General features: G+C 62.5%; 18 protein-coding genes. 5 read left to right on the forward strand and 13 right to left on the reverse strand.

The genetic code is table 11. The annotated features are described in order from the left end of the window. Positions 1 to 134: 134 nt before the first annotated feature. From DyAD56_RS11395 to DyAD56_RS11410, 4 genes are all read left to right on the forward strand, one after another. A complete protein-coding gene (locus DyAD56_RS11395; RefSeq protein ID WP_233202390.1) occupies positions 135 to 1,088 on the forward strand; it encodes a LysR family transcriptional regulator in 954 nt (317 codons plus the stop codon). A 101-nt stretch (positions 1,089 to 1,189) separates the two neighbouring features. Beyond that, positions 1,190 to 1,900: an SDR family NAD(P)-dependent oxidoreductase gene (locus DyAD56_RS11400; protein ID WP_102302889.1), complete on the forward strand. Its 711-nt coding sequence runs from the start codon at positions 1,190 to 1,192 to the stop codon at positions 1,898 to 1,900. A gap of 42 nt (positions 1,901 to 1,942) precedes the next feature. Then, on the forward strand, positions 1,943 to 2,368 hold the full coding sequence (locus tag DyAD56_RS11405) for an organic hydroperoxide resistance protein (protein WP_102302890.1): 426 nt from the start codon (positions 1,943 to 1,945) through the stop codon (positions 2,366 to 2,368). A 136-nt stretch (positions 2,369 to 2,504) separates the two neighbouring features. Continuing rightward, positions 2,505 to 2,795: a DUF1330 domain-containing protein gene (locus DyAD56_RS11410; protein WP_102302891.1), complete on the forward strand. Its 291-nt coding sequence runs from the start codon at positions 2,505 to 2,507 to the stop codon at positions 2,793 to 2,795. Between the two features lie 192 nt (positions 2,796 to 2,987). Here DyAD56_RS11410 and DyAD56_RS11415 read toward each other — a convergent pair whose 3' ends face one another. From DyAD56_RS11415 to DyAD56_RS11470, 12 genes are all read right to left on the reverse strand, one after another. Beyond that, positions 2,988 to 3,875, reverse strand: coding sequence for a nucleotide-binding protein (locus tag DyAD56_RS11415; RefSeq protein ID WP_102302892.1), 888 nt, complete (start codon positions 3,873 to 3,875; stop codon positions 2,988 to 2,990). Positions 3,876 to 4,187: 312 nt separating this feature from the next. Beyond that, complete coding sequence (gene ssb, locus DyAD56_RS11420; protein ID WP_102302893.1) at positions 4,188 to 4,754, reverse strand: single-stranded DNA-binding protein; 567 nt, start codon at positions 4,752 to 4,754, stop codon at positions 4,188 to 4,190. Positions 4,755 to 4,985: 231 nt separating this feature from the next. Next, complete coding sequence (locus DyAD56_RS11425; RefSeq protein ID WP_102302894.1) at positions 4,986 to 5,675, reverse strand: response regulator transcription factor; 690 nt, start codon at positions 5,673 to 5,675, stop codon at positions 4,986 to 4,988. Then, positions 5,672 to 8,338: a sensor histidine kinase KdpD gene (locus DyAD56_RS11430; protein WP_102302895.1), complete on the reverse strand. Its 2,667-nt coding sequence runs from the start codon at positions 8,336 to 8,338 to the stop codon at positions 5,672 to 5,674. Before DyAD56_RS11430 ends, DyAD56_RS11425 begins: the two co-directional genes overlap by 4 nt. Before the next feature lie 164 nt (positions 8,339 to 8,502). Continuing rightward, entirely contained in the window at positions 8,503 to 9,072 is a 570-nt protein-coding gene (kdpC, locus tag DyAD56_RS11435; protein WP_102302989.1) for a potassium-transporting ATPase subunit KdpC, read from the reverse strand. A gap of 10 nt (positions 9,073 to 9,082) precedes the next feature. Next, positions 9,083 to 10,582: an outer membrane beta-barrel protein gene (locus DyAD56_RS11440; RefSeq protein WP_199178949.1), complete on the reverse strand. Its 1,500-nt coding sequence runs from the start codon at positions 10,580 to 10,582 to the stop codon at positions 9,083 to 9,085. An 80-nt stretch (positions 10,583 to 10,662) separates the two neighbouring features. Beyond that, the gene (locus tag DyAD56_RS11445) at positions 10,663 to 10,863 is read right to left on the reverse strand and encodes a hypothetical protein (RefSeq protein WP_102302896.1); all 201 of its coding nucleotides are present in this window, start codon (positions 10,861 to 10,863) and stop codon (positions 10,663 to 10,665) included. Between the two features lie 92 nt (positions 10,864 to 10,955). Next, the gene (kdpB, locus tag DyAD56_RS11450; protein ID WP_102302897.1) at positions 10,956 to 13,037 is read right to left on the reverse strand and encodes a potassium-transporting ATPase subunit KdpB; all 2,082 of its coding nucleotides are present in this window, start codon (positions 13,035 to 13,037) and stop codon (positions 10,956 to 10,958) included. Between the two features lie 25 nt (positions 13,038 to 13,062). Further along, positions 13,063 to 14,865, reverse strand: coding sequence for a potassium-transporting ATPase subunit KdpA (gene kdpA, locus DyAD56_RS11455; protein WP_102302898.1), 1,803 nt, complete (start codon positions 14,863 to 14,865; stop codon positions 13,063 to 13,065). Continuing rightward, positions 14,862 to 14,954 (reverse strand): K(+)-transporting ATPase subunit F, encoded by a 93-nt coding sequence (gene kdpF, locus DyAD56_RS11460; RefSeq protein ID WP_074545624.1) that lies wholly within the window; start codon positions 14,952 to 14,954, stop codon positions 14,862 to 14,864. Before kdpF ends, kdpA begins: the two co-directional genes overlap by 4 nt. Before the next feature lie 296 nt (positions 14,955 to 15,250). After that, on the reverse strand, positions 15,251 to 16,222 hold the full coding sequence (locus DyAD56_RS11465; RefSeq protein ID WP_102302899.1) for a VTT domain-containing protein: 972 nt from the start codon (positions 16,220 to 16,222) through the stop codon (positions 15,251 to 15,253). Between the two features lie 106 nt (positions 16,223 to 16,328). Continuing rightward, the gene (locus DyAD56_RS11470; RefSeq protein WP_102302900.1) at positions 16,329 to 17,549 is read right to left on the reverse strand and encodes an MFS transporter; all 1,221 of its coding nucleotides are present in this window, start codon (positions 17,547 to 17,549) and stop codon (positions 16,329 to 16,331) included. A 138-nt stretch (positions 17,550 to 17,687) separates the two neighbouring features. Here DyAD56_RS11470 and DyAD56_RS11475 point away from each other — a divergent pair, with 138 nt between their 5' ends. Continuing rightward, positions 17,688 to 18,689 (forward strand): polyprenyl synthetase family protein, encoded by a 1,002-nt coding sequence (locus DyAD56_RS11475; protein WP_102302901.1) that lies wholly within the window; start codon positions 17,688 to 17,690, stop codon positions 18,687 to 18,689. 45 nt (positions 18,690 to 18,734) lie between these two features. Here DyAD56_RS11475 and DyAD56_RS11480 read toward each other — a convergent pair whose 3' ends face one another. Continuing rightward, positions 18,735 to 19,523 carry a dienelactone hydrolase family protein gene (locus DyAD56_RS11480; RefSeq protein WP_102302902.1) on the reverse strand — a complete coding sequence of 263 codons (789 nt, stop codon included), beginning with the start codon at positions 19,521 to 19,523 and terminating at the stop codon, positions 18,735 to 18,737. Between the last annotated feature and the right edge of the window lie 32 nt (positions 19,524 to 19,555).

Genomic DNA, 19,555 nt, shown 5'->3' on the forward strand with positions numbered 1-19,555 from the left:
GTTCAAGTGCCGACTCCCCGCAAATCAGGCCACGGATAACTGGAGGCGGCCGGGTCGCGACGTCATGCACAATGGGCGTAATCTCGGTTTCGCCGCGAGCAAGTGAGACTGCCCCTATGGATCGTTTGGACGCCATGAAAGTCTTCGTCGCCACGCTGGACGAAGGAAGTCTTACCGGGGCCAGTCGGAAGACCGGTCGCTCCGTAGCAGCGGTAAGTCGCGCTATTGCATTCCTTGAAGCGCGAGTGGGCGTGCCCTTGCTGCATCGGACTACGCGTTCGATAAAGTTGAGCGAGGCAGGCGAACGCTACGCCATCGCGTGCCGGAGACTGCTGATGGAGCTGGAGGAGGCCGAACGCATCGCGGCCGGTGAGCGCTCCGTTCCCCGCGGCACGCTGACCATCTCTGCCACCGTTTTCGTTGGCGCAGAGATACTGCGGCCCATCGTCGATGCCTTCTTGGACGAATATCCAACCGTCAACGTGCGGCTGTACTTGCTGGAGCGACAGGTCAACCTGATCGACGAGGGAATGGATCTGGCCTTGCGCGTCACGCATCTGTCGGACTCCACACTCGTGGCACACAAAATCGGCGAGGTGCGCAGGTTGGTGGTGGCATCGCCGCGCTACCTGACGTCGCATCCGCGCATCACCGAGCCAGCCGACCTCGGCAAACATCAGATTATTGCCATGGATCATATGGGCCTGGCCTCGTGGAGCTTTCCACCGCTGGAGGGATCGGCAGTGCCGCGATCCATTTCGTTCACGCCTCGGCTGGTCATCAACAGCGTTCGCGGCGTTGTTGCGTCGGCGGTGGAAGGCCATGGTGTAACCCGTCTGCTTGCCTATCACGTGGCGCCTGAGATCAAGCAGGGTTTGCTTCAGGTTGTGCTTGCCGATGCGGAGCCAGCACCCGTGCCCGCACACATCATTTCTCCGTATGGGCGCCTCGCCGTGCCCAAGGTCCGCGCGTTTGTCGACTTCGCGCTTCCGCGCCTGCGCTCTCGCTTCGCGTCCCTCGCCAAGGACGCAGCGACCTCGCCAGCCAAGGCGATTACAACGCGGCGCGCAAAAGTGTTTACCGAGTAGCGGGGATTCGCTTATCCGCTGCTCACTCGTAGATTGATCACGTCGGCAACGCAGGCTATCTGCATAACGCCGGAAACCCCCTTCTACGAGTGAGACATAGAATGAACAGTCAACAGAAAGTCGCCATCATTACCGGCGCATCGCAGGGTATCGGCGCTGGCCTGGTGAAAGGCTTTGTCGACCGCAATTACCGCGTGATCGCGAACTCCCGCTCGATCAAGCCGTCCAGCGATCCCAACGTGATCGCCGTGACCGGCGACATCGCTGACCGCTCCGTGGCCGCACGCATCATTGACGAGGCGTTGTCGCGTTTCGGGCGCATCGATACGCTGGTCAACAATGCGGGCATTTTTATCGCCAAGCCATTCACCGCGTACACGACGGATGACTACAGTAGCGTTCTGTCGGTCAACCTTGACGGTTTCTTCCACATTACCCAGCTCGCCATCGCCGAGATGGAAAAGCAAGGCAGCGGCCATGTAGTCAACCTGACGGCGAGCCTGGTCGATAACGCGATCGATGGCGTACCGTCAGTGCTGGCCGCACTTACCAAGGGTGGCCTGAACGCAGCGACCAAGTCGCTGGCCATCGAGTACGCCAAGCGTGGCATCCGCGTAAACGCGGTAGCACCAGGCATCATGAAAACGCCGATGCACGCGCCCGAAACGTACGACGCGCTGGCCAGCCTGCATCCAGTGGGACGGATGGGCGAGATTTCCGACGTCGTCGAAGCTGTGCTCTATCTCGACTCAGCCACTTTCGTAACGGGCGAGATTCTCCATGTCGATGGTGGGCAGAGTGCTGGGCACTGACAAAGACGAAGCAGTTTATCCGGCCAATCTAAAGGAATCGTCATGATCCAGAAACTCGAAAAAGTGCTGTACACAGCCGAATCCCACACCACGGGCGGGCGCGACGGCGCAGGAAAGACCAGCGATGGCGCACTCAACGTGGTGCTTAGCTCGCCCGGCTCGGGCAAGCCTGGCACTAACCCAGAGCAGTTGTTTGCTATCGGTTACTCGGCCTGTTTCATCGGCGCGATGAAGGCAGTGTCAGCGAAGCTGAACATCAAAGTGCCGAATGATGTGGCTATCGATGGGCACGTGTCTCTCGGTGCCATCAACGGCGGCGCAGGGTACGGTATCGCGGTCAAGCTGGCGATCAGCCTGCCGGGCCTCGATAGCGTCCAAAAGAAACAACTGGTGGATGCGGCGCACCAGGCCTGCCCGTACTCGAACGCTACGCGCGGCAACATCGATGTCGAACTATTGATTGCCTAACTACACGTTGCCCCACACCCAGCACGGCAGACATATGCTGCACTGGGCGTGGAACGGTAGTGGAGTTAATTTCGACGGATAGATCCGTGTTTTAAAAATTATGCGAAGCCGATGTGTCGCCGAACGGAGTCGAACCATGGCTAGTGGATATTGGGTGATGACATTTCGATCAGTTTCGGACCAGACCGGCGTCGACAGATATGCGGCTGTCGCGGGGCCGGTCATCCGAGCTCATGGTGGGCGAGTTCTAGCGGCAGGTCTGCCGAGTTTTTCGTATGAAGCCGGCACGATGCAGCGCGTAGCCATCGTTGAGTTCAGCAATCTCGAAGCAGCTGACGCCGCGTACCGTAGCCCCGAGTATCAGGCAGCAGTGCAGTACCTCGTCGGTGCAGCCGAACGTGACGTTCGCATCGTTGAAGGCACCTGAGACGAAGATTGCGCTTCGCTTAAATTGTCGGAAGCGAAACAAGAACGCGCCAAAACCAGGGTCAGAGTGGACTTTCCACGAAAGCTGGCAGGAAAAGGGCGCTCTGACCCAGCTTTGCATCAGTTTTCGCATTGTCATTGCTATTTGATTTGCCGGCACACGGACAGGTGAAACTAGCGCGAAGATCTCGACTCACACCGCATTATTGAGATCAACATCGAGCCCGGCCACCTTCATTTCCCTCGCCAGCCCCAGCTGCCACCCTCCTGCCTCGTCAAACTCCGTATACACCACGCCAAGATAGTCGGTAGGAATTTCGACGCCCTTTTCGTAGAGCACGCAGACCCTGTCCCGACCTAACGAAGCCGTGAAGTAGCCCAACTCCAACAGCACATTCTGCCTTGCCCTGGGTTTTGCCTGATCAGGTGATTCCTTGGGTGCCCCTATGTCATCTGCAGTTAGAAGAACAACCGCGAAACCAACCTCAGCGGCGCTCTTCTCGAACTTTTCTATGATCGTGCGGCCCCGGTTCGGCTGTTCATGGAGAATGATCGCATTCAACTTGAAGCGTTCGACAAAGCGTGCGACACGAGTCTTCGCCGCCTCATTCGACCCGTGAACAATGAACACAGAGTTCGACTGGCCGGCACCAGATGCCTTACGGACGTCCATTACCGGCGCGCTGGCTGAAGCCGGTTCGGGCAGCAGTTCAAGTCGCCCGATAATCGACTCGATGTTGGTAACCTTGCCCTGAACTCCACGGCGGAATGCATCGACGCGTTGAGCAAACGAAGGATCCATGAGCACAAACCCGCCGTAAAGCGAGATCGCGTTATATTCGTCGGACAGGGTGTATGGGTCAAAGCATCGCTTTAAGAGTTCGATGTTGTAGTCATTCCACAGGGTTCGCTTGGACTGAATCTCTGCTAGGTCAGCCGGGGTACGCAGGGTTGTCGCCAGCATTTCGTTCCCCTGCTTGATCCTATCCTGTAACTTGCTCTCGACCTCAGCGCGAGGAAGCAGAAGCGTTGTCGGCCTTGCAAGGACATCTGGAGTCTTAGTGGTGGTCTTTCGCGCCATGAGCCGAATCCATGTGAGGGGTTGTAGCCGCCTTCTTGGAGCCTCAATAGGGAAGCAAAGGCTTTCCAAGCTACGCGCATTGACGCTCCGAGCTTATCGGATGCCATTGCATTCTCGCCAGATGCGCCACACCGTGCGGTCCAAACAGAGGTTAGAGTGCTTTTCCATCCATGCACGCTGACTAATGGACATGCGCGGTAGAGAAACACCACGCATCAAACGGGCCGGTCCGTCAAACACTCAGCGCAAACAAAAAGCCCATGGCGACCATGGGCTTTTTGAGATAAGCAACAAGTGCACCGACCCTATCGGTCAGAACGGAATATCGTCGTCGTCGAAGCTGTTGTTCTGCACCGGCGGCGCGGACTGGCGCTGCTGGTTCTGGTTGCCGTAGTTGTCGCCGCCGCGCGAGCCGCCGTCGTAGTTGTCGCCGCCACGGGCCTGCTGGCCACCGCTGTAGCCGCCCTGACGCTGACCACCGCCGCCGCCACCCTGCGAGCGCTGGAAGTTACCACCGCCACCGCCGCCCGAGCCGCCTTCCGAACCACCGCCGAGCATCTGCATTTCAGCCGCGACGATGTCGGTACTGAAACGCTCGACGCCATCCTTGTCGGTGTACTTGTCGGTACGCAGCGAGCCTTCGATATAAACCTGGCGACCCTTTTTCAGGTATTCGCCGGCGATTTCAGCGAGGCGGCCGAACAGCTTCACGCGGTGCCACTCGGTGCGTTCCTGCTTTTCGCCGCTCTGCTTGTCGGTCCAGCTTTCGGACGTTGCGATGCGGATGCTGGTGATGGCCGTGCCATTACCGGTGTAGCGGGTTTCCGGATCTGCACCGAGATTGCCGACGATAATGACTTTATTGACGCCGCGTGCCATGGATGTTGTTTCCTCTGTGAGCCGGCGCTGCGTTCTTGAGCAGTCAGCACCGGATGGTTGTACAGGCGGCCATCATAACCGTGCCCCGGCCGTGGAGACAGGCGTTGACCGGGGCCGGGGATCTATGAATCAGGCCAGCCGTCGCCCTGCCCGGCTGTCCGGGAAGGGCGGAAAAAGTCCGAAAATCAGACCACTACCGGCTCTCACCGGCTGCGACACGCACCCGATCGTTCAGCCGCCAAGAAAGCGGTAGCCCACACCCGGCTCGGTCTTGAGCCAGCGGGGGGTGGCCGGGTCGTCGCCCAGCTTTTGGCGCAGCTTGCCGACCACGATGCGCAGGTAGTGGCTGTCTTGGGTGTGGGTGGCGCCCCAGATATCGCGCAGCAGCTGTTGCTGGGTCACCACGCGCCCGGCGTGGCGCAACAGCAGGGCCAGCACCGCGTACTCCTTGCGGGTGAGCGAAAGCACCACACCGTCAAGGAACACTTCGCGGCGGGACAGATCGATGGCGAGGTGTCCATCGTCATAGCGCTGGGTGGCTTCCGGTTCGCCCTGGCGGTTGCGCATCAGGGCGCGCAGGCGGGCCATCAACTCCTGGATACCGAAGGGCTTGGTCACGTAGTCGTTGGCGCCTGCATCCAGGGCTTTGACCTTCTCGCTTTCCGCATCGCGCACGGACAGCATCACCACGGGCACATGGCTCCACTGGCGCAACTCGGACAGCACCTCGTGCCCTTCCTTGTCAGGGAGGCCGATATCGAGAATCACCAGATCCGGCGAGCGGGTGGCCGCCAACGCCAGCCCTTCCGCCGCATTCGCTGCGAGCAGCACCTCGTAACCCTCAGCACGCAGGCCGATGTCGAGGAATTTGCGGATCTGCGCCTCGTCGTCGATGACCAGGACACGCGCAGCAGAGGTCATACAGGGTTCGCGGGCGGCGCCGGGAGCGGCAAGGTAATGCGAATGTTGGTGCCTACGCCGTCGCCGGGCAAGGCCTCCACGCTGCCGCCGTGCGCGCCGATCATGCCGCGGCAGATGGCCAGGCCAAGGCCGGTGCCCTGCGGCGCGCGATCACCACGCGATACCGAATAGAACATGTCGAAGATGCGCGCGCGCTCGTCCTCCGGAATGCCGGGGCCGCGATCGACCACGTCGATCTGTACTTGTTCGCCTTTTGCCCGTGCCACCACCCGCACAGCTTCGCCCGGTGGCGAGAAGCGCGCGGCGTTCTCAAGGATATTGAACAGCGCCTGTTCGATCAGCGCGGGATGCACGTAGAGCAGCAAGGTCTGCGGCGGCAACGCTATGTCCACCCGCAGATCGGGAAACAATTTGCGCAAACGCGTGGTGGCCGCCGCGACGATCTCGGCGACATCCGTCCAGTCGCGATTGAGCTTGAGCGTGCCGTGGCCAAGCTTGGTCATGTCCAGCAGATTCTGGATGTAGCGGTCCAGGCGCTGACCTTCGCCAAGGATCGCCTCCAACAGTTCACGGCGTTCCTCCGGCGGCAGCTGGTCGCCATAGCTGGATAGCGTGCCGGCCGAACCGATCATCGAGGCGAGCGGCGAGCGCAGATCATGCGACACGGATGACAACAGCGCGTTGCGCAGGCGCTCGGTTTCGCCCTGCACGCGCGCACCCTCCAGTTCCTCCGCCAGACGCGCGCGCTGCAGCGCCTGCCCAATGTCCTGCACCATGGTCAGCGCAAGGCTGCGCTCATCGGTAGATGGCTCGCCCTGCCCTGGCGGAAAACGCAGCGCCGCTACGCCGAGATGATTGTCATCGCTGCCCAATGGCAACACCCAGCACGGCGCAGCATTGAGCGTATCGGTGTAACGGCCCGCTTGTTCGGTGTGCTTTTCGCACCAGGCAGCGGCACCCAGATCCTGTGCGGTCAGATCGAAATCACGCGGCGCCGCTGCCACCACACGCAGCACCTGGCTGGCATCGCGCGCCAGCATCGCTACGTCGCAACGCAGGACATCCGCCAACGCTGCTGCACCCACCCGACGGATGCCTTCGGCATCGGTGCTGGTGGAAAGCCGCTGCCCGAGGGCCAGCAGCGCACGCGCCTGCGCGTGCGCCATACGCAGGGATTCCACCTGGCTGGCCAGTTTGGTGGCCAGCCGACTCGCCACCAGTGCCGCGACGAGGAACAGGCAGACTGCCAGTACGTCGTCGAAATTGGCGATCATCAAGGTGTAGCGCGGCGGTGCAAAGAAGAAGTTGTAGCCGAGGAAACACAGCACCGCGGTGTACACCGCCACGGCCATGCGCGTGCGCACCGCCACCACCAGCACGGCGGTCAAGAAGATCAGCGAGAGGTTGGCTACCGACAGATAGCGATCGGCGATGAAGGACAGACCAAACGCGACCAGTGTGGCGAGGGTGGCATAGATGTATTCGCCACGACGTCCCCTACCACCCGGCATGCGCAGGCGCAGGCGCGACTTGGCCCGCTCGGCGGGCGTGGCAATGATGGTCAGTTCCAGGTGCGCACCGCGACGCAGCAGCAACTGCGTGAGCGATCGACCCAGCATGCGTGCCAGCGGTCGCTCGCGTGTACGACCCAGGATGATCTGGCCGATGCCTTCGCGATCTGCGTGCGCGATCAGTTCGTCCGCGATGGCATGGCCACGCAACACGACGGTGTCACCGCCCAGCCGGCGAGCCAGACGCATGGCGGCATCCATCCGCTCGCGGCGTGCCTTGTCGAGCGTGATGCCGGTATCGACGAAAGCCACGCTCCATGGCGCGCCGCGACGCTCCGCAATGCGGCGCGCAATGCGCACGAGGTATTCACTTTGCGATTGCCCATCGATGGCGGCCAGCACGCGACGACGCACGGGCATGACGCCACCGCGCGCCAGCATGTGCTCGCGCAGATCGCTGTCCACGTGGCCCGCGACGGTGTCGACGGCCAGTTCACGCAAGGCAACGAGGTTGGTGGGAGAGAAGAACGCATCGAGCGCAGCGGCGGCCGTCTCCGGCACGTAGACCTTGCCCTGTTTCAGGCGCTGGATCAGCTCGCGTGGCGGCAGGTCGACCAGCACGATGTCGCGTGCGCGATCCAGGAAGGCATCCGGCACGGTTTCGCGAACGGTGACGTTGGTGATGCGTCGCACCTGATCGTTGAGACTTTCGAGATGCTGCACGTTGAGCGCGGTGTACACCTCGATACCGGCCTCGATCAGCTCGGCGATATCCTGCCAACGTCGCTCGTGGCGACCTCCCGGCAGGTTGGTGTGCGCAAGCTCGTCAACCAGGATGATGTCCGGCCGACGAGCCAACGCCGCATCGAGATCGAACTCGGTGAAATCACGCCCCTTGTAGTTCACCGTGCGGCGGGGCAACTGTTCGAGCCCTTCCAGCAAGGCCGCGGTTTCCTGCCGGCCATGCGTTTCTACCAACCCGATCACCACGTCCACACCCTGCCGCTTGAGCTCGCGCGCGGCAGAAAGCATGGCGTACGTCTTGCCCACGCCCGGCGCGGCACCCAGGAAGATCTTCAGGCGACGCGTGCGCTCCTCCTGCACGGAATCAAGCAAGGCATCGGCACGTGCGTCGCGGGAGGGTTCGGACATGGGTTCGCAGGTGATGGTAGGTGTGGAGTTAGGGTAGGACTTGGGAGATAGGACCGGAAGTGAAATCGTCGGTTTGCAACTCCGCCGCAAGCACCACCCTTTGACTCCCCTTTTCGGGGCTTACCCCAGCCCTCTCCCCTCAGGAGAGAGGGCGGAATGCCGCTTCACCGACCATCCAACGCCAGATTGAGCTTGAGCACATTGACGCGCGGCTCACCGAGCATGCCGAACTGACGTCCTGTGGTCGCCATCGCCACCATCGCCTGCACTTGCGAAGGACTCATCCCACGCACCTTGGCCACACGCGCCACCTGGTAATCCGCCGCAGCGGGCGAGATCTCCGGATCGAGACCGCTACCCGAGGCCGTTACCAGATCCACCGGCACCGGCTTGGTGTTGCCTGGATCGGCCACACGCAGCGCGTCGATACGCTGTTTGACGGCGTCAGCCAACGCCGGATTGGTGGGACCCTGGTTCGATCCGGTCGACGACGCACCATTGTTCGGCTGCGGCGCCGTAGCCGACGGACGACCCCAGAAATACTTGGGGTCGTCGAAGGACTGGCCGATCAGCGTGGAGCCGACCGGCTTGCCGTCTTTCACGATCAGGCTGCCGTTCGCCTGCGACGGGAACAGCACCTGGGCCAGGCCGGTAACGACCAGCGGGTACGCCACGCCGGTTATCACCGTCATCAGGAGCAGCATCACTATGGCGCTGCGAATCAGCTTGCCCATGTTCATGACCTCAGTAGTGAAGGATGGCGTCGACCATAGCGACTGCCTGGTAGTTCTTCTTGCCGCCGTTGTACGCGTTCACATCGTACGAGTGCTCGTAGCGAATCTCCGGGCGGATCTCCAGGTCCGACGACACCCAGTGCGTCAGGCCCAGCGTGTGGCTGCTGTACTTGGTGGCGTAACCGGTGCGCTGACCTTTCTGGTCGTTGTAGAACTCGTTGCGGAACGACAGCATGTTGCTGGAGTTCAACTCGAAGTTCAGGTAATTCACCACGCCGTACTCGCCGGCCTTGCCCGGATACGGTGACGAGGCCACCACGCCTGGCTCGCCATCCGGCCCAAAGCCAGGAATGTTGCGGCCGTACATGTAGTAGGCCTCGGTCTGCATGTGCACGCTCTGGCTGAAGCGATGGCCCCAGGTCATCACGTACATCTGCACGTTGTTGTAGTTGTAGTCGGAGGTGTTCCAGCTGTTGATGCAGGGGTAAAGCATGTCGTTGTTGTCTTTCGACACCCAGCGCACGCAACCTTGCAGCGTGGGCCGTGCCGAATGGTTCCACGGCGCCGTGTCGTTGCTCGCATTGATGCCCAACTGCACGGTCCACTGCTGACTCAGACGCGTGGTGGTCATGATGCCGGTCTGGGTGTACGGATCCACCGTGTAAAGGATGGAGTGCGTCACCAGGTAGTTCTGCGGCGAGAACTGCGCCTCGATGTCGGGCAGTGACAGATAGCGACCGATACGGATCACCATGCCCTCCGCGACCGACGGGATGTACAGATCGTAGTAGAACAGCATCGGGTCGACGCCGTAGATCTTGCCGTTGAGCGCGCTGTTCGACTTGGGGTTATTCAACAGCTGGTTGCTGAATACGCCCTTGCTCACCGTGTAGTGATAGTCGTAGCCGTACAGCGTGGAGATGTTGAAACCCCAGTCCACGTGATCCGTCTGCACGGTGTCTTCGACGCGGGTGATGTTGAACACAAGCTGGTCGAACTCCACGCGATTGGGGCGTGTGGCGTACGACAACGGGTAGTTGGTGAAGCTGGACGAGCTCACGTTGGCCGAAGGATTGATCCAGCCGTTGATCTCGATGCGGTTGCGCTTCATCCAGTTGCCGAGCTTGGTGCACGACAGCGCTTTCTGCAGCGGGTACTGCCCATAGGACGTCGGGACGCCGATGGGCGCAGCAACGCCACCCAGCTGCCATTCACTGCTGGGGAACGGCGGCGAGTCGAGCGGCGCGTCCATCGCGCGGCGGGCGGGTGCCGGTGCATTCGGGTCGGCCGGCTGTGCATCTTCGCGATAGGCAGCGCCAAGGCGGGAGAAGAAACCCTGCGAACAATCATCACTCGATGCCGGCGGCATAGTGTTATGGGTGGTACCGTCGTCGAGGCTGGCCGCGGGAGCGACGTCAGTCGCAGCAGCGGTGATGCCTTCGGCGAAGACTTGACCCGCCGGGGCAAGCGCCAACAACAACGCAACTGAAAGAACCTTCTTGGACATCATGGGTGTTCCTGAAACCGGCCCGGGGCGAGCCGTCCTTTTTGTGAGTAGAGAATGATGGGCCGCTTTCTTGCGGCCTCGTATCAGATGCCGGCGTAGCCGCCGAGTACGTAGTCGTCCTGCTCGCTGTGCGGCGCATCCGTGTCACGCGACTGGATGCGCGTCCGTCCCTGCGCCGGCAGTGCGATCACCACGTCGCAGGCGGAGTCGTTCGAGGAAAGCCGAAGCTCCATGTCCGGATGGGTGTCGTCGGGCAGCGAAACGGAAAGCTTGAGGATCTGCATGGCAATGACTCCAGGAGTCGAGTGCGATTGGTTTATCGAGCCATCATTCCCGCCCTGCGGGAATGACGTTTCCAGACGGTTTGGCGCGTTGATCAGGCCAAGCCGCAAAGCACCAGCAACATATCGATCACCTTGATGCCCAGGAACGGAACCACGATGCCGCCGAGGCCGTAGACGAGCAGGTTGCGACGAAGCAAGGCGCCTGCACCCAGCGCGCGGTACTTCACGCCCTTCAGCGCCAATGGAATCAGGAAGATGATGATGAGCGCGTTGAAGATCACCGCCGACAGGATAGCGCTCTGCGGGGTGGCGAGCTTCATCACGTTGAGCGTGTTCAGCGCCGGGTACGTGGTCGCAAAGGCTGCCGGGATGATGGCGAAGTACTTGGCGATGTCGTTGGCGATGGAGAACGTGGTCAACGAACCGCGCGTGATCAGCATCTGCTTGCCAATCTCCACCACCTCGATGAGCTTGGTGGGGTTGGAATCCAGATCCACCATGTTGCCGGCTTCCTTGGCCGCCTGGGTGCCGGTGTTCATCGCCACCGCCACGTCGGCCTGGGCCAGCGCAGGGGCATCGTTGGTACCGTCGCCGCACATGGCCACCAGGCGGTTCTCGGCCTGGATCTTGCGGATCAACTTGAGCTTGGCTTCCGGGGTGGCTTCGGCGAGGAAGTCGTCCACGCCGGCTTCTGCCGCGATCGCGGCGGCCGTCAGCGGGTTGTCGCCGGTGATCATGATGGTCTTGATGCCCATGCGGCGCATTTCGGCGAAGCGCTCACGGATACCGCCCTTCACAATGTCCTTCAGCTCGATCACACCCAGGGCGACGGCGCCTTCCGTGACGATCAGCGGCGTGGCACCACGACGCGCGATGTCTTCGGCCATGCGCTTGACCAGCGGCGGTAGATGGCTACCGCAGGATTCCAGGTAGCGTTCCACCGCGTCCAGCGCGCCCTTGCGGATCAGGCGCTCACCGAGGTTCACGCCGCTCATGCGGGTCTGTGCGGTGAACGGCACGAACTCGGCGTGACCTTCTTCCAGCTGACGCTCGCGGATGCCGAAACGCTCCTTGGCCAGCACGACGATGCTGCGGCCTTCCGGCGTTTCATCCGCCAGCGAGGCCAGTTGCGCGGCATCGGCGAGCCTGGCTTCCTCGACGCCCGGAGCCGGTACGAAGGCGACAGCCTGGCGGTTGCCCAGCGTGATGGTGCCGGTCTTGTCGAGCAGCAGTACGTCTACATCGCCCGCCGCTTCCACCGCACGGCCGGAGGTCGCGATGACGTTGGCGCGGATCATGCGATCCATGCCCGCAATACCGATGGCCGAGAGCAACGCGCCGATGGTGGTGGGAATCAGGCACACCAGCAGCGCCACCAGCACGGTGAGCGTGATGGGATTGCCCGAGCCAGCCACCTGCACGCTGTAAATGGAGTACGGCAGCAGCGTGGCACAGGCCAGCAGGAAGATCAGGGTGAACTTCGCCAGCAGGATGGTGAGTGCAATCTCGTTGGGTGTCTTGCGACGCGATGCGCCTTCCACCATGGCGATCATGCGATCCAGGAAGCTTTCGCCCGGATTGGCGGTGATGCGCACCACCAGCCAGTCCGACAGTACACGCGTGCCACCGGTCACCGCGCTGCGGTCACCGCCGGATTCGCGGATCACCGGCGCGGATTCGCCGGTGATAGCGCTTTCATCGACGCTAGCCGCGCCCATCACCACTTCGCCGTCGCCGGGCATCTGTTCGCCCGCCTCGACCAGCACGTGATGACCCACGCGCAGTTCGGAAGACGGCGTGAACGTCACGGCGGAGTCCTTGGTCGGCGCAGCGAGGCGCTTGGCCACCACATCTTTGCGCGAGCTGCGCAGTGCAGCAGCCTGTGCCTTGCCGCGGCCCTCTGCCAGCGCTTCGGCAAAGTTGGCGAACAGCAGAGTGAACCACAGCCAGATCGTCACCCAGAAGATGAAGCTGGTTGGCGCCTCGCCGTGGCCGGTCAGCGCTTGTACCCACAGCAAAGTGGTCAGCACGCTGCACACGAACACCACGAACATCACCGGGTTGCGGAACTGCTGCTTCGGCGACAGTTTGCGGAACGAATCCGCGATGGCTTTCACGATCAGGTCGCGGTCGAAACTGCGAACGCCGTGGACGGGGGTATGAGTCGTTGTCATGGATCAATGTTCCTTCGTGCGCCGATCAGCGCACCGACATCAGGAATTCGGCGATGGGGCCGAGCGCCAGCGCGGGGAGGAAGGTGAGCGCGCCCACCACAACCACCACGCAAGCAAGCAGGGTCACGAACAGCGGTGTATGCGTGGGCAGCGTGCCGGCCGACGGTGGCACGTGGCGCTTGGCGGCCAACGAGCCGGCCATGGCAAGCATCGCGATGGCGAGCAGGAAGCGCGACAGGTACATGCACACGCCCAGCAACACATTCCAGAACGGGGTATTTGCCGAGAGACCGCCGAACGCGCTGCCGTTGTTGTTCGAGGCCGACGACACCGCGTAGAGGATCTCGCTGAAGCTGTGCGCACCCGGGTTGCCCACGCCCGCCACACCCGCCGGCGTCATCACCGCGATAGCCGTGCAGATCACCACCAGCGCACAGGGCACCAGCACGGCGAGGCTGGCCATCTTCATTTCATGCGCTTCGATCTTCTTGCCCAGGTATTCGGGTGTACGGCCCACCATCAGGCCAGCGATGAACACCGCGACCACGGCGAAGGCCAGCATGCCGTAGAGACCGCAACCGACACCGCCGAAGATCACCTCACCCAACTGCATCAGCCACATCGGCACCAGGCCACCCAGCGGGGTAAGCGAGTCGTGCATGTTGTTCACTGCGCCGCACGAGGCTGCGGTGGTGACGGTGGAGAACAGACCGCTGGCAGCGATACCGAAGCGCGTTTCCTTGCCTTCCATGTTGCCACCGGCCTGCAGCGCGGAGGCCTGCTGGTCGACGGCCAGGCCGTGCAGTGCCGGGTTGCCGGCCTGTTCGGCGGCGATGGCGCCGAAGGCGAGAGGGACAAAAATGAGCAGCATGGTGGCGAGGATCGCCCAGCCCTGGCGGCGGTCGCCGACCATGCTGCCAAACGTGTAGCAAAGTCCCCCAGGAATCAGGAAGATCGCCAGCATCTCGATAAAGTTGCTGAACGGCGTCGGGTTTTCATACGGGTGGGCCGAGTTCGCGTTGAAGAAGCCGCCGCCATTGGTGCCGAGCTGCTTGATCGCGATCTGCGAGGCGGCCGGGCCCATCGGCAAGGTCTGCGTGCTGACCGTACTCGACTTGGTCACGTCCTTGCCCTGAGCGTCCTTCACCGTGTTGCCGGCAGCGTCCTTCACCGTTTCGACGGCCGTCGTGTTCTGCATGAGCGGAACATCGACATAGTTCTTGAAGTTCTGCACCACACCCTGCGAGGAAAGCAGCAGCGCGACCACCAGCGAGAACGGCAACAACACATAGAGCGTGCTGCGGGTCATATCGACCCAGAAGTTGCCAACGCTATCGGCACTGCGGCGCGTGAAGCCACGCACCACCGCCAGCAGCACGGCAATACCCGTGGCGGCCGACAGGAAGTTTTGCACCGCAAGACCCACCATCTGGGTCAGGTAGCTCATGGTGTTTTCGCCGCCGTAAGCCTGCCAGTTGGTGTTGCTGACGAAGCTGATGGCGGTATTCATCGCCAGATCCGGCGACAGCGCATCGAAATGCTGAGGGTTCAGCGGAAGCCACTGCTGCACGCGCTGCAAGGCGTACAGCAGGAACAGGCCAGCCATGTTGAACAGCAACATGGCGATGGCATAGCGCTTCCAGCTCATCTGATCGTCGGCACTCACGCCCGAGAGACGGTAGAGCAGATGCTCGACCTTGCCACCCACGCGATTCACGCCGTTGGACGTATCGGCGAAGGCCAATGCCATGTAGGCGCCGACCGGCTTGATAAGCACGAGCAGCACGCCCACGAAGAGCACAACCTGGAAAATGTCAAAGGTGGTCATTCGAACCACTCCGGTTTGAGCAGGGCCACGCACAGGTAGCCCGTCAGGGCCACCGCAATGACGGCAGCCACGAAATACAACGCGTTCATTGAAGGAGTCTCCCGGAGGAAAGGCGCGGACCCGGTCGCCAACAGCGGCGACCGGCGGTCGTCAAGGGCGGCGGCCCAGGCGGTCGCAGATCAGCAGGAAGCCGAGCGCCGCAGCGAACAGCACGATCGAAAAAAGGAGGTAGATGGCGTCCATGGATGCCCGATTCACCGTGTTAGTTAACGATGAAAATTGTCGGCAGTGGCGCATAAGAAAGGGGTAGTGATTTCCATCGGCCGCGTATAGAAGCCGTAAAAATTTGCCCCGTACCTGGGTTACAGCGCCCAGGACACGCGAATCAAACGGCGTGAGAAACCACGACCTCTTCCGCCACCGACATGCGATGCACCGGGTAGCCTGCCGCATCCCAGGCGTCCAGGCCGCCCAGCAGCGGACGCACGCGCTTGTACCCCCGCAGCATCAGCGCCTTGGCCACCAGCGCCGCGGAGTATTCGTTGGGGCAGGTGCAATAGAGCACCAGCTCCGTGTCCGGCGGCACGGTATCGGCGATGCGCTCGATGCTGTTGATATCTGCCAGCAAGGCACCGGGAATGACACGCGCGTCAACCAGCCGCGCGCCATCCGAACGCACATCCACGATGACCGGGTTGCCGCCGTTGTTCACGACGTCGTTGAGTTCTTCCACAGTGATGCGCGCCATGCGCAGGGTGCGCATCAGGTGATGCCGCTGCCACCACTTGACGATGATGTAGAGCGCGAGCAGGCAGCCAATGAACATGAGCGCCACGCTGCCGGCATTGGCCAAGGCCATCAGCACCGCATCGATCTGATTGGCGAAGATGTACCCAAGGCTGACTGCCGTGCCCACCCACATGAGCGAACCCAGGCCGTCGAACAGGATGAAAGGCGCCGTGCGCAATCCCATTGCACCGACCAGCGGCGGGGCTACGGTGGACAGGCCTGGCACAAACTTGGCCAGCAGCAAGATGCTTCCGCGCCACTTCTGGAATCGCAGTTCCGACTGCCTGACGCAAGAGTCGGGGGACAAGGAAATACGGCACAGCGTACGCATGACGCTGCCGCCGAAATAGCGGCCGGCCGCATACCAGGCGTAATCGGCCAGGAGGCAGGCGAGCACAGCCGCCGCCGCCACGCCCGTCAATGGAAGCCGCTCCATCGATGCCAGCGCGCCGGCCACGATCATGGTGGGCACGGCGGGCACGGGAACGCCCGCCTGCTCGACGAGCACGTTGACGAAAACCAGCAGCAGTCCGTACTGCGCGATGAGTTCGATGATGTGGTGAGCCATGGACGCCAACCTCGCCGCCCTATCAGGCGGCGACACGCCGCCCAGCGCCACGATGATTGGGGTTACGGGGCGCAAACGCAATGTGGTTTTGCGCTCTTTTTAGCAGTCAGGCGCCGCTGGAGGCCTCGGCGGTGCCGCCTGCCAGACCTGCGGCACCGGCCATCCGCCGGGCACCCAGCAGAACCAGCGGCAACCAAAGCAAAGTCAGGGCCGCGGAGCACAGGAAAATGCCCTCGATACCCAGACGCCCCAGCGCTATGCCACCCACGGCACCGCCCACGAAAGCGCCCAGGAACTGGCTGGTCGAATAGGCCCCCATGGCCGCGCCGCGTAATGCCCCCGGCGCCAGTTGGGAGACCAGGCTGGGCAAGGCCGCTTCCAGCAGGTTAAAGGCCGAGAAGAACACGGCGGCCGCCAGCCCCAACGCAGCGACGTGGGTCCCGGCCACGCCGAGGCCGAGCAACCCGAGCCCCACTGCCACCACGCACACGGCCACTACTCGCAGGCTCTGTGCCAGATCGCGCATGCGGCGCAGACAGGCGCCCATCACGAAGGCGGCGATCACCATCACCGGGAGGTAGAGCTCCCAATGGCGATTCACCGGCAGCTGCAGGCGGTCCGCCAACAGCAGCGGCAAGCCCACGAAACTGGCCGTCAACAGCAGGTGCAGGAAGAACACCGAGCCGTTGAGCACCAGCAGGCGGCCGTCACGCAGCATCGATAGAACGCCACCGAGCGAGGCGGACGCCGGTGCCGAAGGCCGCTCTGGTGTGGGCACGATCAACCACAGCAACACCAGGGCTGCCAGCGCAAGGACGGAGGTAGCGGCAAACAGGCCCGGCAACCCGCCAAGTGCTTCCAGCGGCGGCCCCAGGATCAGCGCCAGCAGGAACGCCACGCCAATAGAGACGCCAATGATGCCCATCACCTTGCTGCGGTTCTCATGCCGGGTCAGGTCGGCGGCCAGCGCCGTTCCCGCCCCGGCGACAGCGCCCATACCCTGCAAGGCCCGCCCGATCACGATGCCGAGCAGCGTGTGCGACATCGCCGCCACCAGGCCGCCGGCCGCGAACACCAGCAGACCCAGGGTAATTGCGGGCTTACGGCCGATGCGGTCAGACAGCAACCCAAGCGGGATTTGCAGCAGGACCTGCCCCAACCCATACACGCCCAGGGCCAACCCGATCAGCCACGGCGTTGCATCCGGCAGGCGCTGCGCATACAGCGAAAACACCGGCATGATCAGGAACAGACCAAACAAACGCAGGCTGATCACGCAGGCCAGGGTCAACGCACTGCGCCGCTCAAGGGGGGAGAGTTTGCTCACCGGGGGCTTCTTAAAAGGGTCGCATCAGGCAACGATTATTACGTTTCGGTCCAAAAAACCAACCGTGGTGCCGTGTCGCGGCGGTTTCTTGCGCTGTTCTCTCTCTATAATCCCTGGATACGACGCTACGATCGCCTCATGACCACGACCCAAGCCGACACCCGCCGCTCTGCCGACTTTGCCGCCGTCCGAGGGCTCGCCGCCGCAGACATGCACCGGGTCGACTCGCTGATCCGCCAACGCCTTTCGTCGGACGTGGTGCTGATCAACCAGATCGCCGACCACATCATCGCGGGCGGTGGCAAGCGACTGCGTCCGATGCTGCATGTGCTGGCCGCCAATGCGGCGGGTTACCACGGCGAGCACCACATCAAGCTGGCGGCTGTCATCGAGTTCATCCACACCTCCACCCTGCTGCACGACGACGTGGTGGACGAGTCGGATCTGCGCCGCGGCCGCAAGACGGCCAACGCGCTGTGGGGCAACGCCGCCAGCGTGCTGGTGGGTGACTTCCTCTACTCGCGTTCGTTCCAGATGATGGTTGAGCTGGATGACATGCGCATCATGCGCATCCTGGCCAATACCACCAACACCATCGCCGAAGGCGAGGTGCTGCAATTGCTCAACATCGGCAATGCCGACGTCGACGAGGCGTCCTACCTCAATGTGATCGAACGCAAGACGGCAGTGCTGTTCGCCGCCGCGACGGAACTCGGCGGGCTGCTCGGCGGGCTACCAGCGGATCAATGCGCTGCCCTGCGCCACTACGGTATGCAGTTGGGTTATGCGTTCCAGATCGCCGACGACCTGCTCGACTATGTGTCCGACGCGGGCACGCTGGGCAAGAACATCGGCGACGACCTCGCCGAGGGCAAGCCCACGCTGCCGCTGATCTACGCACTGCAACGGGCGGATGCCGAACAGAAACAGTCGCTGCGCCATGCCATTGAGCACGGCGGGCTGGATTCGCTGGACCGCATCATCGCGGCCATCCGCGATTCCGGTGCACTGGAGCGCACCCACGAGCGTGCGGTGATGCACGCCGACGCTGCGCGCGACGCGTTGCGCGTGCTGCCCGATTCGCCATGGCGCGATGCCATGGCGACGCTGGCGGACTATTCGGTGCAGCGCAGCTTCTGAGCCTAGGGAGCGCACAAGAAGTGTGCGCCCCGATTCACGACCGGATTACGGCGTACCGTTGAACGCCCCGTGCAGCCAATCCCGCATCATGCGATAGCTGCGCTGAGCGGCACGTTCGTCATAGGCACATCCGGCGCTGTGCTGATCGGTCTCGGTGAAGCAGTGCACGGCATTGCCCAGCACAACGAACTGCCAGTCGACCTTGGTGGCGCGCATTTCGTCCAAGAACTTGTCGGCGTCGGGCATGGTGCCCTTGTCATCGGCGCCGTTCATCACTAGCACGCGTGCCTTGATGTTCTTGGCCAGTGACGGATCATCCGTCTGCAGGCCACCATGGAACGACACGACGGCGGCCACGTCGGCGCCACTGCGCGCAAGATCAAGAACCGCCGTGCCGCCGAAACAGAAGCCGATCGCGGCGAGCTTGCTGACGTCGATGGGTGCGGTCTTGGCCTGCGCCTTCAACTGATCCAGCGCCATATTGGCGCGCTTGCGCATCAGTACGCGGTCGCCGTAGAGCGGCTTGATCGCAGCCTTGGCTTCGTCATCATTGGTCGGGCGGATCTTCGCGCCGTACATGTCGGTGAGCAGGATCACGTAGTCCTTGCCGGCGATCATCTCCGCCTTCTTGATGGCGAGATCGTTCACGCCATACCAGTTAGGCACCATGACCAGGCCCGGGCGCTTGGTGGTCACCGCGTCGTCGTAGACCAGCACGCTGTGAAAGGTGGTGCCGTCCTGCGTCCACTCGGTCGGCTTTTCCACCATCTTCGCCTGCGCGGCGACGGTGAATCCTGCAAACAACAGAAAACTGCAAAGGCGGGCAATGCGCATGAGGATCTCCTTATTGCGGTGACTACCACGGG

Origin of the sequence: Dyella sp. AD56, assembly GCF_002878475.1 — a bacterium.
Taxonomy (GTDB): Bacteria; Pseudomonadota; Gammaproteobacteria; order Xanthomonadales; family Rhodanobacteraceae; genus Dyella.

Bases quoted from the DNA above. Each gene is read 5' to 3' on its own strand.
- kdpA (WP_102302898.1), bottom strand. From the start codon at position 14,865: ATGACCACCTTTGACATTTTCCAGGTTGTGCTCTTCGTGGGCGTGCTG.
- DyAD56_RS11410 (WP_102302891.1), top strand. From the start codon at position 2,505: ATGGCTAGTGGATATTGGGTGATGACATTTCGATCAGTTTCGGACCAG.
- DyAD56_RS11430 (WP_102302895.1), bottom strand. From the start codon at position 8,338: ATGTCCGAACCCTCCCGCGACGCACGTGCCGATGCCTTGCTTGATTCC.
- DyAD56_RS11395 (WP_233202390.1), top strand. From the start codon at position 135: ATGAAAGTCTTCGTCGCCACGCTGGACGAAGGAAGTCTTACCGGGGCC.
- DyAD56_RS11400 (WP_102302889.1), top strand. From the start codon at position 1,190: ATGAACAGTCAACAGAAAGTCGCCATCATTACCGGCGCATCGCAGGGT.
- DyAD56_RS11405 (WP_102302890.1), top strand. From the start codon at position 1,943: ATGATCCAGAAACTCGAAAAAGTGCTGTACACAGCCGAATCCCACACC.
- DyAD56_RS11480 (WP_102302902.1), bottom strand. From the start codon at position 19,523: ATGCGCATTGCCCGCCTTTGCAGTTTTCTGTTGTTTGCAGGATTCACC.
- DyAD56_RS11475 (WP_102302901.1), top strand. From the start codon at position 17,688: ATGACCACGACCCAAGCCGACACCCGCCGCTCTGCCGACTTTGCCGCC.
- DyAD56_RS11415 (WP_102302892.1), bottom strand. From the start codon at position 3,875: ATGGCGCGAAAGACCACCACTAAGACTCCAGATGTCCTTGCAAGGCCG.
- kdpC (WP_102302989.1), bottom strand. From the start codon at position 9,072: ATGGGCAAGCTGATTCGCAGCGCCATAGTGATGCTGCTCCTGATGACG.
- DyAD56_RS11425 (WP_102302894.1), bottom strand. From the start codon at position 5,675: ATGACCTCTGCTGCGCGTGTCCTGGTCATCGACGACGAGGCGCAGATC.
- DyAD56_RS11445 (WP_102302896.1), bottom strand. From the start codon at position 10,863: ATGCAGATCCTCAAGCTTTCCGTTTCGCTGCCCGACGACACCCATCCG.
- kdpF (WP_074545624.1), bottom strand. From the start codon at position 14,954: ATGAACGCGTTGTATTTCGTGGCTGCCGTCATTGCGGTGGCCCTGACG.
- kdpB (WP_102302897.1), bottom strand. From the start codon at position 13,037: ATGACAACGACTCATACCCCCGTCCACGGCGTTCGCAGTTTCGACCGC.
- ssb (WP_102302893.1), bottom strand. From the start codon at position 4,754: ATGGCACGCGGCGTCAATAAAGTCATTATCGTCGGCAATCTCGGTGCA.
- DyAD56_RS11465 (WP_102302899.1), bottom strand. From the start codon at position 16,222: ATGGCTCACCACATCATCGAACTCATCGCGCAGTACGGACTGCTGCTG.
- DyAD56_RS11440 (WP_199178949.1), bottom strand. From the start codon at position 10,582: ATGATGTCCAAGAAGGTTCTTTCAGTTGCGTTGTTGTTGGCGCTTGCC.